This is a genomic window from Clostridium paraputrificum (genome assembly GCF_900447045.1).
Classification (GTDB): domain Bacteria; phylum Bacillota; class Clostridia; order Clostridiales; family Clostridiaceae; genus Clostridium; species Clostridium paraputrificum.
The window spans coordinates 280,301-296,724 of the sequence record NZ_UAWH01000014.1 but is presented as its reverse complement, the minus strand read 5'-3'; the positions used below and the strand labels follow the sequence as shown (position 1 = coordinate 296,724).

The window sequence follows — 16,424 nt, the reverse complement described above, 5'->3', positions numbered from 1 at the left end:
TCCTAGTAATATTGATCGCTTATTATTAAAACATAGAATCAAATAAAAAAGGTGGTAATAAAAATGAAAAATTTACTAAATAAAGATGATATTAAAACTATTTTATTAGGAAGCATGGCTTTTGGTATTATGACTGGTGTAGGTAATACACTTGCATATTTAAGAGGAAACTTTTCAATGGAAAGTATTATGATAGGATTAATCTCAGCTTTATCAGCAATTATTCCGTTTACCATAGTTATGATTATATTAAAAAAGTTTGATTTTAATCCATTTCTATAAAACTAATAATAAATGTAGTTCCTTCTCCCTCTTCACTAATAAGCCTTATTTCTCCACCTAATTCTTCAACTATACTTTTAGATAAGGATAAACCAATCCCTATACTCTTTGGATCTGTACTACTTTCACCCTTATAAAATCTCTTAAATACCTTTTTTCTAATATCCTTAGGTATTCCAGGTCCATTATCTTTAATATAAATATTCTTTATAATTTTCCCCTCAGAAACTCGAATTTCTATTTCTCCGCTATCCTGAGTATGTTCTATAGCATTCTTGGTAATATTAGATATGGCTTCACCTAACCACTCTCTATCATGCACAACCTCACAGTCTAAATCTCCAGTTACTATAAGCTTTTGATTTTTTCTTTCAGCTTCTCCAATTAAAGAAGAAACTGCTAGCTCTATAGTTTCCCTTAAAGGTTGTCTTTCTCTTTTAAAGTTTACTGCTCCTGCCTCTAACCTTCCAACTTTTAAAAGATTCATTATAAGCCATTCCATTCTTACTTCTTGCTCATCACACTTATCTAAAAACTTTGCCCTATCCTCCTTAGGCATATCCTCATTTTCCTTCATTAAATCTGTAAACATAACCAAAGATGCTAATGGAGTCTTTAATTGATGAGAAATATCCGATAAGAAATCTTTTAAATTATCTTTATCTTCATTTAATTTTTGAATAGAATTATTAACTCTTTCTCCCATATAATTAAGAGAAGTTGTAAGTATAGCTACATCTCCCTCTTTATACTTAGGTTCAATCTTCTTAAATTTACCATTTGAAGTGTCTGAAATATTTTTTACTATATTATCAACTTGGACATATATATCCTTCAATTCTTTAATAAATATTAAGTAAAGCATTATAGTAAATAGAATAATTATTGGTATGAATATAACTAGTATCTCTGTATAAAATTTATTTGTAACCTCATTAACCATTATAGATAAGTCATCATCATATCCATAACTTTCAAGTATCTCCTTAGCTTCTACTAACTCATTTCCATCCTTTATCTCATAAAATCCTTTAATAACTTCTGATATTTCCTTATTTTCTATAACACTACTAATAACAGAAATATTTTGATCAAGTAAAGTTTTGTTTATATTCTCAACAACATAGTAAGTTGCTCCAAATATTGATATAACTCCAACTAAAAAAATAATAAGAAATTTTGATGTTATTTTCTTAGCTTCTGGATTATTATATAACCTTTTTAAATTCATTATTTTTCACCTATCCACTTATAACCTATTCCTCTAACAGTTTCAATATAAGGATTTTCCTTATCCTCTTTAAGTTTTTCTCTTAATCTTTTTATATATACTGTTAATGTGCTCTCTTCAATAAAATCTCCTTCTATATCCCAAAGCTTTTCTAACAATGTCTTTCTAGTTAATACATTTCCAGAATTCTCTATTAAAAGTAAAAGTAATTTATATTCTACTGAAGTTAATTGAAGTTTTTCTTCTCCCTTATAAACTTCATATTTTAAAGGCAACACTTTAATATCTCTAACAATAATTTTATTATCTTCTTTATCTTTAGATACTACACCTTTTCTTCTAGCAACTGCATTTATCCTAGCTACTAATTCTCTAACTCTAACTGGTTTAGTTATATAATCATCAGCACCTAAATCTAATCCCATAACTATGTTAACCTCTTCGTCACAGGCAGTTAGAAAAATTATTGGAACCTCACTATCTACCCTAACCTCTTTACATAACTCATATCCATTTCCATCTGGTAAATTTACGTCTAATAAAATAATATCTATATGTGAATTACTTATCTTTTCTTTTGCATCTTTTATTTTTCCTACTGTATGGACATTAAATCCTTCATTTTTTAGAGAATATTCGATTCCCATTGCTAAAGTAATATCATCTTCAACTAATAAAATATTCATTTACCTCTCCTTAAAATTATTATTCCATTTTATTCTAATATATTTCCCCGGAAATTACAAAAACCCCTTCTCTTATTTTACATTTTGTGGTAGAGAGTGCCTATGATTACTTCAGGAGGCCTATCATGAAAACTAAAACCAGGTTGATACTTATTATAATTTTATGATTATGAATTTCCAGACAGTCATAGTGATATATATAAATTCATAATTTATTCGTGGTGAATTGTAGGAATAGTTCTGATATTCCAAATAAAAAACCTTTATAAGATAAGAAAGATGCCTGAGATAAATGAGATAATAAAGATAATAAAAAAACTTTGCACCTGCAAAGTTTTTTTATTTAAGGAGAGAAATTGCCAAGGGCAATTTCTCCTCCTAATCCCTATTATCCTTTTTAATCTTTTTATCTCTATTATCTCTTACCTTCTTACCTGCCTACTCTTCTTCACTTATTCCCTCAACTATAGTAAGCTTCTTAAGTTTATTCATTGGAATAACAGTTGCAATATAAGTTACTCCTATTGCGCATATTATTGAAATAGCGAATGCAATAAAGTCAAAGTTATATTGAACTTCTGCAAAACCTGCTCCAAGTTTAACTAATAATCCTAGAAGCACTGCTGATACTCCTCCACCAATTATAGCTGATAAGATTCCATAAAGGGTACCTTCAAGCAATACGCTCTTCTTAAGTTGCTTTTCGGTCATACCTATAGCTTTTAAGGTAGAAAACTCTTTTCTTCTTAACAATAAATTGGTTGATATTGTATTAAAAATATTAACTACTGAAATTATTGTAACAATTGCTATAAAGCAATAAACAAAGAATTCAATTTGTCCATATATGCTGTCTACTTCTTTTAGTAAATCTCCTAAATCTTGATAAACAAGTTCCTTTTCATCTGCTACATTATTAAAATACTCAAGTGCTTTTTCTCTTGCTTCCTCGTCTCCCTCAAAGTCAAAGAACAGACCATTATAATTAAAATCCTTAACCATAGTCTTAAACAAATCTTCATGGAACATTAATTGTGGTGCACTATAAAGTGTATTTCCCATTAATGGTTCTCTATTAGCTATAGCAACAACCTCCAATTCATAGTAATCCTTATTCTTTATTGCTTCTTCTATATTTCTACTAGCATTTTCTACATTTCTACTATAATTATCTAATTTAGGTATTCTGATCTTGTCTCCAACCTTATATTTAGTAGCCTGTACTGATTCTATATCTCCATCTTCATTACGTATTTGGTAGCCATCTAAAAGAATTACTCCATTTTTCTTAAGCTTATCTAAATCTACTTTTCCATCAACTATATATCTGTCTATAATATTTAATTCATCATTTCCCCCAACATATATTTGTGTTCCACTAGCATCTATCATATCTGACGAAGGGAAATTATCGTAAAATGGATTTCTTCCTACTTTGTTAGCATAATCTGGGTTCACACTATCTTTTGGTATAGCTAAATTAGCATAATCAATATAAAATTTATATTCTTTTCTTATAAAGTCTTTACCTTCTATTTCTTTAATATCTTCACTTTTTAATCCACTATCTGTAACTTCATTAGAAAGCTGAGCATCAAAAGGTGAATACATAAATTGTTGCATTACAGATTGTTTAGCAAAATCAACAAATCCATAGAATACATTAAACATAATAATTGATACTGTTAATGCTAAACAAGTAATAATGAATCTAAATGGTGTTCTCCTTATATTCTTATAAGCAATACTACCTTCAACACCAAATATTTTTCCAACTATTCTTCCTTTTCTTCTCTTAAGCTTCCCTAACTTTATTTCATTTTTATTCCTTATTGCATCAACTGCCGATATCTTATTTGCCTTCCTAGCTGGCATTAGAATTGATAAAAATATAGTAATAGCAACCAATATGGCTGTAACTAAAATGATTACAGGATAAAATCCAACTTTAAAGCTCTCAATAAACATTAAGGTATCTCCAATAAATATTTTAATACCATACTTTAATGCCAAGAATCCTACTATACAGCCTAATGGTAAAGCTATAAGCCCCATTAAAAAGCCCTCTTTGTATATGATTCTTTTTATTTGTTTAGGGGTTGCCCCTATAGCTTTTAATATTCCAAAATACCTTATTCTCTCTATTACTGAAATATTAAAGGAATTATAAATAACAACTATGGTACAAACTATTATTGTAGCTATTACAAATATAGCCATATTTCTTAAAGCTCCTGATACATATTCATTTCCACCATTACCTGTTAAATATAGTACATTAGAATTATTGTTTATAGATTCCTTATTTATATTGTTTTGCTCTGTTATCTTTGCAATAATCTCTTGTTTATTTTTACCTGACTTTAGATTTAAATATAAATTATACTCAGCATTTTGATCTAAGTTTTTATCATTTAAATAGTCTTTTACATAAAATACATTATTACCTGAATAAAGTGTCCCTTCCTCTATTCCAACGACTTCAACCACTTTTTCATTTCCATTTGCATCTTTTAAGTCAATCTTATCTCCAACATTAACTTTTAATAAGGACTTTACAGATTGATTAATTAGAATTTCGTTCTCCTTAGTAGGTACTCTACCTTCTTTAATTGGTGATGTCTGCATCTTTTCATAATAATCTTTATTACCATAATCAAAAGTTAATATTTCATCTTTTCCTTCCATTGTATATTCATCATCACTTGATAGTAATAAAGATGTATCTTTTACTTCTGCATTATTTTTAATTTTATCTACTTGCTCACTTGTTATATTTCTCAATATAAACTCATAATCCCCACCAGTTCTTCTTTGCTCTACTAACATAGAATCTCTAAAGCTTAAAAGAAAAGTACCAACTGCAAATATTAATATTGTAGCTAATGTTATTCCAAGTATTGTTAGGGAAGTACGCTTTTTATTTTGCTTCATATATCTATTAGATATTTCACTATAATTTTTCACTTCTTACCCCCCTATTCGATTACTTTTCCATCTTTAATCTTTATTACTCTATCAGCATTTTCTGCAATGCTTAAATCATGAGTGATTACGATAGCTGTTTGATTATACTTTCTTACAGATAGCTTTAACATTTCCATTATTTCTTTTGATGTTTCACTATCAAGATTTCCTGTTGGTTCATCAGCTAGTATAATAGCTGGCTTATTTATTAAAGCTCTTGCTATAGCAACTCTTTGTTGTTGGCCACCTGAAAGCTCAGATGGAAGATGATTTAATCTATCACTTATTCCTAAAGTCTTAACCAAATCTTTAAAGTATTCTTTATCTACTTTTTGATGATCAAGTAGAGCAGGCATTTTTATATTTTCTTCTACAGATAAAACTGGTATTAAATTAAATGATTGAAATACAAATCCTATTTTCCTTCTTCTAAATATAGCTAGCTTTTCTTCTTTAAGTTTATATATATCTTCATTATCAATAATTACTTTTCCACTTGTTGGTCTATCTACACCACCAACTTGATGAAGTAATGTACTCTTACCAGAACCGCTTGCTCCAACAATTGCAACAAATTCACCTTTTTCAATTTCTATATTCACATTATCTAATGCAATAACCTTATTTCCGTCTTTTCCATAAACCTTACTTAAACTATCTGTTTTAATAACTACCATTTTTATTTCCTCACTTTCTCTCTTTTCATTCTATACCTATATAATAAAATCTAAATATTACTATAATATTAAATGAAAAATTACAGTTTTGTAATTTTAGCAAAAAAGAGACTCACCTAAGCGAGTCTCTATCATAATTATTAATAAAATTATTCAACTATTAAATTTTCTCCAGTCATTTCAGCTGGTACTTCAACTCCCATAACACCTAACATAGTAGGAGCTATATCAGCAAGCTTTCCTTCTTTAAGCTTTCTTCCATCAACATGGTTTGATACCCATACAAATGGAACTGGGTTTGTAGTATGTGCTGTAAATGGATTTCCTGTTGAGAAGTCTATTTCAGTTTCTGCATTTCCGTGGTCAGCAGTTATGAATAATGTACCATCTTTTTCAAGTACCTTTTCAGCAACTTTTCCAAGACAAGTATCTACAGTTTCTACAGCCTTAATAGCAGCATCAACAACTCCAGTATGACCAACCATATCTGGGTTAGCATAGTTAAGTATGATCATATCGTACTTATCTTCATCTAATCTAGCTATTAATTCATCTGTTACTTCAAAAGCAGACATTTCTGGTTTTAAGTCGTAAGTAGCAACCTTTGGAGAAGGTATAACCTTTCTTTCTTCTCCTGGATTTTCCTTTTCAACTCCACCATTGAAGAAGAATGTTACGTGAGCATATTTTTCAGTTTCAGCAATTCTTAATTGTTGTAATCCCTTACCTGAAACATATTCTCCTAATGTGTTAACTAATGTTTGAGGCTTAAATGCTATTTCAACGCCTTCTAAAGTTTTATCGTATTGAGTCATAGTAACGAAAGTTAAGTTTAATGTTTCTCTCTTAAATCCATCAAATACTTTATCGTTAATTGCTCTTGTTATTTCTCTAGCTCTATCTGGTCTAAAGTTGAAGAATACAACTGAATCACCATTCTTAATTGTAGCAGTTGGATGTCCATCTTCTAAAACTACACATGGTAATACGAACTCATCTGTCTTATTGTCATGGTATGATTTTTCTATAGCTTCAACAGCAGAAGTTGCAGTTTCACCCTTACCTAATACTAAAGCATTATAAGCAAGTTCAACTCTTTCCCATCTGTTATCTCTATCCATTGCATAATATCTACCACTTACTGTAGCAATTTGACCTACACCAACTTCTTTCATCATTTCTTCTGTTTTAATTATAAAATCTTTACCTGATGATGGTGGTACGTCTCTTCCGTCCATAAATGCATGAACATAAACTTTTTGAAGTCCTTCTTTCTTAGCAAACTCTAAAAGACCTCTTAAGTGTTCTATGTGAGAGTGAACTCCACCGTCTGATAATAATCCCATTAAGTGTAATGCAGCATTATTTTCTTTAGCATTCTTCATAGCCTTTAATAATGCTTCATTTTCAAAGAAATCACCATCTTGGATAGCCTTAGTTATTCTAGTTAACTCTTGGTATACTATTCTACCAGCACCAATATTTAAGTGACCAACTTCTGAATTTCCCATTTGACCTTCTGGAAGACCAACAGCCATTCCACTTGCTTGTAATTCTGTAGTTGGATATTCACTTACTAACTTATCATAATTTGGTTTATTAGCTAATGCTACAGCATTTCCTTCAGACTTTGGAGCAATTCCAAATCCGTCAAGTATCATTAACATTACAGGTTTCTTTGCCATAATTCCCTCCAAGTTTACATTTAATTTATTCGTAATACTTCATTAGTATTATTTTTCTTTTAATCAATATTATTATACTACAAAAGATTTAAAACTCCTAACTATGTAAACCTTTATATTTTTAAAATTTCTGTTTTATCTGATAAATTAAGTTAATTATTTCTTCACTCAATTTAAAAAGCTGTTGTACAATGTACAACAGCTTTTGATATTAGTAATTTACGATTTGAGCAAAATCAGTAGCAACTAAGCTAGCTCCACCAACTAAAGCACCATCTATGTCAGACATAGCCATTTGGTCTTTTATTGTGTTAGGCTTAACTGATCCACCGTATTGGATTCTTACCTTGTCAGCAACTTCTTGACCAAACATTTCTGCAACGATTCCTCTGATTGCAGCTATTGTTTCGTTAGCTTGTTCGTTAGTAGCAGTTTTACCAGTTCCAATAGCCCAGATTGGTTCATAAGCTATGATAACTTTTTCTGCTAATTCTTTATCTAATCCAGCTAAATCAGCTTTAATTTGAGCTCCAACTACTTCATTAGTAACTCCACCTTCTCTTTGTTCTAGTGTTTCACCGCAGCAAAGAATTGGAATTAAGTTGTGAGCGAAAGCAACCTTAACCTTCTTGTTTAAAGCTTCATCAGTTTCGTTGAAGTATTCTCTTCTTTCACTATGTCCTAAAACAACATAGTCAACTCCCATTGCTTCTAACATTCCTGGAGCAACTTCTCCTGTGAAAGCACCCTTTTCTTCAAAGTGCATGTTTTGAGCACCTATCTTTATGTTTGATCCCTTAGCAGCCTTTATAACAGCATCAAGATCAACAAATGGAGCACAAATAACAACTTCACATGTTGCATCCTTTACTAATGGCTTTAATTCTTCTATAACTTTAACTGCTTCATCTGGAGTATAATGCATCTTCCAGTTACCAGCTATAACAGCTTTTCTCATTAAAATCACCTCATCATATTTTGGATAATAAAGATAATATAGTTAATTAGGATAAGAATGAAAATCCTTTGGATTTTCTAATGATGTACTCTTTAGAAGCTCCCTTAAGGAGCTCCATCCTTATCTTTATTATCTTTCTTATTTCTATTATCTTTATTTTCTCTTTTATCTTTTTTATTTTAATTACTTTCACTGTGTGTAAGTAATCATATCTAAATCAAAGATTTAGATGATTACTTATCGTTTAGAGCAGCTATTCCTGGAAGAACTTTTCCTTCTAAGAATTCTAATGAAGCTCCACCACCTGTAGAGATGTGAGTCATCTTATCTCCAAAACCTAAAATGTTAACAGCAGCAGCAGAATCTCCTCCACCAATAACTGTTGTTGCATCAGCATCAGCCATAGCCTTAGCTACTGCAATTGTACCCTTGTTGAAGTTTTCAAATTCGAATACTCCCATTGGTCCGTTCCAGATAACAGTCTTAGCATCTTTAATAGCATCAGCATATAAAGCTTCTGTCTTAGGTCCAATATCTAATCCCATGAATCCTGCTGGAATGTTTTGATCTTCAGTTACTGTAGCTTCAACATCCTTAAATCCATCAGCAATTCTGTGATCTACTGGTAATAAGAATTTAACTCCATTAGCTTCAGCTTTAGCTATCATTTCTTTAGCGTAGTCCATTCTATCGTCTTCACATAAAGAAGTTCCGATTTCATATCCTTGAGCCTTTAAGAATGTGTAAGCCATTCCTCCACCAATAATGATTGTATCAACTTTTTCTAATAAGTTGTTGATAACAGCAATCTTATCAGAAACCTTTGATCCACCTAAAATAGCAACAAATGGTCTAACTGGTGCGTTTACAGCTTCTCCTAAGAACTTTAATTCCTTTTGAATTAAGTATCCACATACAGCTGTATCTAAGAATTCAGTAACACCAACTGTTGAACAGTGAGCTCTGTGAGCAGTACCAAATGCATCGTTAACGAATATATCAGCTAAAGAAGCTAATTCTTTAGAGAATTCTTCAACGTTCTTAGTTTCTTCTTTTCTGCATCTTGTATTTTCTAATAATACAACATCTCCATCATTCATAGCAGCAACTGCAGCTTTAGCATTTGCCCCTACAACTTCTTCATCTCTAGCGAATACTACTTCTTTTCCTAACATTTCGCTTAATCTCTTAGCTACTGGAGCTAATGATTTAGAAGCATCTTTTCCTAAGTGTGAGCAAAGGATTACTTTAGCTCCATTTTCCATTAAGTACTTAATAGTTGGAAGTGCTCCATTTAATCTATTTTCATCAGTTATTACACCATCTTTTAAAGGCACGTTAAAGTCACATCTAACTAAAACCTTTTTACCCTTAACATCGATATCTTCAATAGTCTTCTTGTTAAAGTTCATTCTTTTCACCTCTTAATTTATTCTATATTTTAAAATAGTCTGGCTTTATAGCCTTATACTACAAAACCAGACTTATTTTACTTTTTATACTTTATGCTAATTCTAAATCTTATAGGCTAGCGAAGTATTTGATTGTTCTAACCATTTGGCTAGTGTATGAGTTTTCGTTGTCATACCATGCAACAACTTGAACTTGGTATAAATCTTCTCCGATTGGAGCAACCATAGTTTGAGTTGCATCGAATAATGAACCATAAGTGATTCCGATTATATCTGAAGATACTAATTCTTCTTCAGTGTATCCGAAAGATTCGTTAGAAGCAGCCTTCATAGCAGCGTTTATAGCTTCCTTAGTAACGTCCTTTCCTTTAACTACTGCAGTTAAGATAGTAGTTGATCCAGTTGGAACTGGAACTCTTTGTGCAGAACCGATTAATTTTCCGTTTAATTCTGGAATAACTAATCCGATAGCCTTAGCAGCTCCTGTTGAGTTTGGAACTATGTTAACAGCTGCAGCTCTAGCTCTTCTGAAGTCACCCTTTCTGTGTGGTCCATCAAGTACCATTTGGTCTCCAGTGTAAGCGTGGATTGTTGACATTATACCAGATTGAATTGGTGCGAAGTTGTTTAATGCATTAGCCATTGGAGCTAAGCAGTTTGTAGTACAAGATGCAGCTGAGATTATGTTATCTTCAGCAGTTAAGATATCTTGGTTTACGTTGAATACAACTGTTGGAAGGTCATTTCCAGCTGGAGCTGAGATAACAACTTTCTTAGCACCTGCATTGATGTGTGCTTGAGATTTAGCCTTTGATACGTAGAATCCAGTACATTCAAGAACTACGTCTACTCCGATTTCTCCCCAAGGAAGTTTTGAAGCATCAGCTTCAGCATAAATTTTGATTTCTTTTCCGTTAACAACGATAGAATCTTCTTTAACTTCTACAGTTCCGTTATATCTACCTTGAGATGAGTCATATTTTAATAAGTGAGCTAACATCTTAGGATCTGTTAAGTCGTTGATTGCAACAACTTCATATCCTTCTGCTCCGAACATTTGTCTGAATGCAAGACGTCCAATACGTCCAAAACCATTAATCGCTACTTTAACATTTGCCATTAAAATTACCTCCTAAAATTTGGTTTTTATAAAAATTAATTTTTATAAACTTTTTTATATATTCTAATTACTGTGCTTCAACCTTTCAAGAATCTCTCTTCCAGCTGCTTCATCAGTAACTAAAATTCCATTTGTATTATTACGCTGAGTAGAAATAATTGACTCTACCTTATTTTTTCCACCTGCAACAGCAATATGCGTGTTAATTTTTCTGGATTCTTTAATATTAATTCCAATAGCAGTTGTTTGAGACACTACTTCCGAATTTTTATTAAAATAACAACCAAACGCTTCACCAATTGCTTCTAAGCTTTCAAGTCTTTCTATCTCTTCTTCAGATGCACCTCTCTTCACTGCCATTTCCTTAGCATTACCTACACCGTACATTAATATGTCTGCTTGATGTATGGAATCTATAACATCTTTAATTTCTTTTTCTTTTAACAAAGTATCAAGAATATCTGATGATAGATTTTCTGGTATATGAAGTAATTTATATGTTCCATTTAGTTTTTGAGCTAATGATGCTGCTAATGTATTGGCTTGGGTTTCAACTTTTCTTCCCATTCCACCTCTAGCTGGAACAACTAATGCATTTGATAAACCTGTATTCTGCCTTGGAAAGGCTTCAACAACTTCTTTGATAGTACTTCCTCCGGTTAAAGCAATTATGCAATTATCATTGATAATATCTTTTACATATCCTGCACATGCTTTACCAAGGTCTTTTAAGATTGTAGGATTCTCCTCTACATCTCCTGGAACTATTATAACCTTTCTAAGATGTAAAAGTGATTTTATCTGATTTTCTATATCAGATAATCCTTTTATTTCATGTATAAAATCTTTAAGGTTATTAACAATTTCTTCGCCACTGCTTGTTACTGTCATGCCAGGAGTATTTATTTCTATCAATCCCTGTGACTTAAGAAAGTTTATCTCGGTTCGAACTATTCTTTCCCCTAAATTCAACTGATTAGCTAAAATTCTTCTACCAATTGGCTGATTATAGTAAATAGTTCTTAGTACATTGTACCTTTTTTCGAGTACTTCTACAAGTTCAGGAACTATTTTCTTCTGTAATCGCAATATTTCCTGCACCTTTAACACTCCTTTGGGCGAAGTATGTCCCACTCGCCATTTTTACGTCCCACATGTATTATTATAAATCACTAATTGGAATTTTTAAAGAGGTATTGGAAAGTTTTTTTGTAATTTATTAAAGCTTTCCATTTTGTATAATCTATTTTTCATAAATCAGTATTTAGTATATGTTAATCTTATAAAATTATAATTTAGTACATCACTTTTTAAGATAACAATAAATAAGAAGGATAATATGGATTTTGTAAAAGATTCAACCTTATTATATATTTTTTATCCTTTTAATAAAAATAAAGCCTTAGTTTATCCAAGGCTTTATTTTTTAAATTCTTTTTCTTTTACTTGAGGATTGTATTCCCAATTCCTCTCTATATTTAGCTACTGTCCTTCTAGATATATTTATCTTTTCACTATTTAAATTATCGCAAATAACTTGATCTGATAGTGGTTTCTTTTTATTCTCTTTATCTATCATGTTTTTTATTTTTTTCTTTATTATTGTAACAGCAACATCTTCATCATTTTTTCCAACAGATAACTTAGATACAAATAAATCTTTAATTTTTATTGTTCCAAAACTAGTTAATATATATTTATCTTTTATAGCTCTGCTTACTGTTGATTCATGCATTTTTATATCTTCCGAAATCTCTTTTAAAGTCATTGGTTTTATAGAGTTAACTCCCTTTAATAGAAAATCTTTTTGTTTTTCTACTATCTTTTCAAGTACTTTATATAAAGTTGATCTTCTCTGCTCTATACTTTTTACTATAGATATGGCTTTATTTAACTTTTCTTTTACATATTCAGTAGTTCCATCATCTGTATTAGTATTTAAAACCTCTTTATAAGCATTATTTACTGATAGTTTTGGTAGAATTCCATCATTCATAATTATATAAAACTCACCTTGAATATTTCTTATTTCAGCATCAGGAATTATAAATTTCACATCATCTCCTGTAAAAAATCCTCTTGAAGGTTTCGGTTCAAGCTTCCTTATAATATCACCATATCTTTGAGCCTCTCTAGGAGAAATATTTAATGACTTAGCTATGTTTCCATACTTACTATTAGCTATGTCTTCTAGATGATCATCTACTATTTTCTCTAATATATCATCTATTAATCCCAAATTTATAAGTTGTATCTTTAAACATTCTTTTAAATTTCTAGCTCCTATTCCGTAAGGCTCTAAATCTTGAACCACCTCTAAAGCTTCTTCAACTAAAGCCTTATCAATGTTAATTTCCTTTGCTATTTCCTCTATGCTTATTTCAAGATATCCTCTATTGTCTAAACTTTCAACAATATAACCTGCTATACTTATTATTAAATCGTTTTCCTCAATCTCATTAATTTGCTCATAAAGGTATTCTTTTAATGATTTTTTTTCTGAAATAAAATTAAAAGGCGATATTTCCTCCTCATCATAACTTCCATAACTTTGAGCCCCATAATTGTCAAACTCAAGATATTTTATCATTTCTTTATAATCGTATTTATCTAATTCTTTATTTTTACTATCAGCTGAATTACTTATATTTTCTTGTATCTCTAATATAGGATTTTCAGCAAATTCATCATTTATGTACTCTTTCAACTCATTTGCAGACATTTGTAACACTTTAATAGATAACTGCATTTCATGAGTTAATACTAACTTTTGTTCCTGGGTAAGATTATAGCTATAATCCATTTTCATCCTTATCACCTACTTATATGCTTGTACATATCTTTTATATTAGTTTATATTGTTATATTAAAAATATCAACAGTATATGTATACATTTTCAAAAAGTTTATAAATAAAAGAGAGTATACAAATACTCTCTAGTTATTTCTATTTAGATTTTTTATTTGACATAAAGAATACGCCTGTTGCGTTATTGCCTGAATGTATACCAACAGTACAGCCAACAACTGCATCAATGTAATTTAAATTATGTTCATCCAAATATTCTTTTATAGGCTTATAAACATCCTCATTATTTACATTTAATAAAACTATAGGCATATCTTCTTTTAAGCCATAATGTTCTATATCCTTTATAATTCTCTTTACAGCTTTTTTACTTCCTCTTACCTTGTCTTTAACAGCCATTAAACCATCTTTAACTTCAAGGATTAGCTTTATTCCTAAAACTCCAGTAACAACACTTACAGTCTTAGTAATTCTTCCTCCTCTAACTAAGTTATCTAACGATTCAAAGCATAAAGAAGAACTAATAAATTCTTTTGATTCTTCTAAATCCGCTACTATTTCTTCAGCGCTTAACCCTCTATCTCTAAGTATTGCTGCTCTATAAGCTAACAATCCTAACCCAGAGGTAACATTTTGAGAATCAACAACATAAATATCATCACTTTCTAACATTTGATTTGCAAGACATGCTGACTGATATGTACCACTCATACATGATGATAAATGTATAGATATTATTTTATATCCTTCTTTTAAATACTTTTCATATGCTTCTGCAAATCTTGGTGGCGTTACTTGTGCTGTGTTAGGGAAAACATCACTTGTTTCTATTTTTTCAAATAACTCTTCAATATTTATATCTACACCATCTAGATGACTCTCTTCACCAAAGTTAATTAATAGAGGTAAGACATCAATATTAAGCTTTTGGAATACCTCTTTTGGTAAATCTGCTGAACTATCTGTTATTATTTTAATTTTATCCATTTCCCTCATTCCCCTCTATTCTATTTCATATTAGGAAATCCTATTTGCCTTAATGCTTCATATACAATTATAGCAACTGTATTTGATAGATTTAAACTTCTAGTACTACTTTGTATCATTGGAATTCTAATATTTTCATGTGCTTCATGAACCTCTTGTGGAACCCCAGAAGATTCTCTACCAAACATTATAAAATCGCCTTCTTGGAATTTTACCTCATCATAATGTTCACCACCATGAGTTGATGCTAAAAATATTTTTCTATCTCCATACTTTTCAATAAAAGCTTCATAGCTTTCATGAACCTCTAAATCCAAATCTTTCCAATAATCTAAACCTGCTCTTCTTAGATGTTTTTCATCCAAATCAAATCCAAGTGGTTTTATCAAATGTAACTTTGAATCTGTTAAAACGCAGGTTCTTGCAATATTCCCTGTATTTTGTGGTATCTCAGGTTGATATAAAACTATATTCAAATTCACTGCTTTGACCTCCAATTCAAGCACTTTAATGCTATCATAAAAATGATACTACAGGGTATACATTTAGTCAAAACTTTTTATCCATATAAGGTATTATAAGTATATAACTATATTATATAATTTATACTGCTACCTCCAAATCTTTCTTCTAAGCTAGATTTAAAAAACTCTTTCATTTCATTTAATTCTTCCTTAGGATACACAAACTTTCCATAACCAAATTGTCCATATTTGTATTTCCTTTCCTCTTCATTCATAGGTAATTTGCTATTTGGATACACTTCTAATATTCTCTCTTTTGCTCTCCCTGTAAATCTATGAGATATTACTTCAAACATTAGATCATCTGTAGTTATATCCTTTTTTATTTTATCTAATAAATCCAAATACTCCTCTTTCCAATTGGGATATATAAACACTGGAGCAATAATAAATCCTAAATTATATCCTGCCTCTTTAACTTTTTTTGCTGCTTCTAATCTTCTATCTATATTATCTGTACCATGCTCAAATTCCCTTATTATCTTTTGCGTATTTATACTAAATCTTATTGTTGTATGTCCATTGTGCTTAAGCTTTAGAAGAGAATCAACATCGGAAAACTTACTTACAAATCTAAACCTAGTAAGTTCGTTTTCTCCAAACACTTCAATAGCTTTTGCTAAAGCTCCTGAATAATATTCAACTGATATTGGATCTGAGGTTGCTGCACCTTCAAAAATTGTTATATCAGGCTTTCTTTCTTCAACATACTCCATTGCTTGATTTAATATTTCCTCTATATTTACATTTATTTTAGTATAAGGTCTTTTTCCAAGTTGTGTATTTAAATAACAATATTCACACATTCCACTACATCCACTTATTAATGGTAACTGATAGTGCGCTGATGGCTTACAACTTTGAAATGGTATCTTTTTTCTTACACCAACAATTAAAGTTCTTTTACTATCCATAAATTTTTCAGCCGGTGTTGTGTTTCTTGTGGATGGATACCTATTACTTTTTACTATGGTAGTACTTATATTAAACTTTTTAAACTTTTCTAATATTTCTCTTCCCTTTTCATATTCTAATGCCTTTTCTTCTATTACTGCTTTATTAGGTATAAACAATACTATCACCTCT

The 16,424-nt window shown here is 30.5% G+C and carries 14 protein-coding genes; 1 reads left to right on the top strand and 13 read right to left on the bottom strand.

Annotated features, from left to right (window positions below; all coding sequences use genetic code 11):
* Nucleotides 1-63: 63 nt before the first annotated feature.
* Nucleotides 64-282: a hypothetical protein gene (locus DR024_RS06520; protein ID WP_049178909.1), complete on the top strand. Its 219-nt coding sequence runs from the start codon at nt 64-66 to the stop codon at nt 280-282.
* On the opposite strand, the gene DR024_RS06515 is transcribed toward DR024_RS06520, so the two are convergent.
* The 13 genes from DR024_RS06515 to splB form a co-directional block, all read right to left on the bottom strand.
* Nucleotides 266-1,513, bottom strand: coding sequence for a sensor histidine kinase (locus DR024_RS06515; RefSeq protein WP_111918360.1), 1,248 nt, complete (start codon nt 1,511-1,513; stop codon nt 266-268). The two genes, DR024_RS06520 and DR024_RS06515, sit on opposite strands and share 17 nt — an antisense overlap.
* On the bottom strand, nt 1,513-2,199 hold the full coding sequence (locus DR024_RS06510; RefSeq protein WP_049178911.1) for a response regulator transcription factor: 687 nt from the start codon (nt 2,197-2,199) through the stop codon (nt 1,513-1,515). The genes DR024_RS06515 and DR024_RS06510 overlap by 1 nt, the downstream gene beginning before the upstream one ends.
* Before the next feature lie 438 nt (nt 2,200-2,637).
* Nucleotides 2,638-5,166, bottom strand: coding sequence for an ABC transporter permease (locus tag DR024_RS06505; RefSeq protein WP_099328977.1), 2,529 nt, complete (start codon nt 5,164-5,166; stop codon nt 2,638-2,640).
* 11 nt (nt 5,167-5,177) lie between these two features.
* Entirely contained in the window at nt 5,178-5,843 is a 666-nt protein-coding gene (locus DR024_RS06500) for an ABC transporter ATP-binding protein (protein ID WP_099328976.1), read from the bottom strand.
* A 149-nt stretch (nt 5,844-5,992) separates the two neighbouring features.
* The gene (gene gpmI, locus DR024_RS06495; RefSeq protein ID WP_049178914.1) at nt 5,993-7,528 is read right to left on the bottom strand and encodes a 2,3-bisphosphoglycerate-independent phosphoglycerate mutase; all 1,536 of its coding nucleotides are present in this window, start codon (nt 7,526-7,528) and stop codon (nt 5,993-5,995) included.
* Between the two features lie 211 nt (nt 7,529-7,739).
* Nucleotides 7,740-8,486 carry a triose-phosphate isomerase gene (gene tpiA, locus DR024_RS06490; RefSeq protein WP_027098743.1) on the bottom strand — a complete coding sequence of 249 codons (747 nt, stop codon included), beginning with the start codon at nt 8,484-8,486 and terminating at the stop codon, nt 7,740-7,742.
* Nucleotides 8,487-8,719: 233 nt separating this feature from the next.
* The gene (locus DR024_RS06485) at nt 8,720-9,898 is read right to left on the bottom strand and encodes a phosphoglycerate kinase (protein ID WP_027098744.1); all 1,179 of its coding nucleotides are present in this window, start codon (nt 9,896-9,898) and stop codon (nt 8,720-8,722) included.
* A gap of 109 nt (nt 9,899-10,007) precedes the next feature.
* Entirely contained in the window at nt 10,008-11,018 is a 1,011-nt protein-coding gene (gene gap, locus DR024_RS06480; protein ID WP_027098745.1) for a type I glyceraldehyde-3-phosphate dehydrogenase, read from the bottom strand.
* Nucleotides 11,019-11,081: 63 nt separating this feature from the next.
* A complete protein-coding gene (locus tag DR024_RS06475; RefSeq protein WP_027098746.1) occupies nt 11,082-12,119 on the bottom strand; it encodes a sugar-binding transcriptional regulator in 1,038 nt (345 codons plus the stop codon).
* Nucleotides 12,120-12,444: 325 nt separating this feature from the next.
* Nucleotides 12,445-13,827 (bottom strand): RNA polymerase factor sigma-54, encoded by a 1,383-nt coding sequence (gene rpoN, locus DR024_RS06470; protein WP_027098747.1) that lies wholly within the window; start codon nt 13,825-13,827, stop codon nt 12,445-12,447.
* Nucleotides 13,828-13,965: 138 nt separating this feature from the next.
* Nucleotides 13,966-14,814, bottom strand: coding sequence for a DegV family protein (locus DR024_RS06465; RefSeq protein ID WP_111918358.1), 849 nt, complete (start codon nt 14,812-14,814; stop codon nt 13,966-13,968).
* 20 nt (nt 14,815-14,834) lie between these two features.
* The gene (gene trmL, locus DR024_RS06460) at nt 14,835-15,296 is read right to left on the bottom strand and encodes a tRNA (uridine(34)/cytosine(34)/5-carboxymethylaminomethyluridine(34)-2'-O)-methyltransferase TrmL (RefSeq protein ID WP_027098749.1); all 462 of its coding nucleotides are present in this window, start codon (nt 15,294-15,296) and stop codon (nt 14,835-14,837) included.
* A gap of 107 nt (nt 15,297-15,403) precedes the next feature.
* Nucleotides 15,404-16,411 (bottom strand): spore photoproduct lyase, encoded by a 1,008-nt coding sequence (gene splB, locus DR024_RS06455; RefSeq protein WP_055183996.1) that lies wholly within the window; start codon nt 16,409-16,411, stop codon nt 15,404-15,406.
* Nucleotides 16,412-16,424 lie beyond the last annotated feature (13 nt).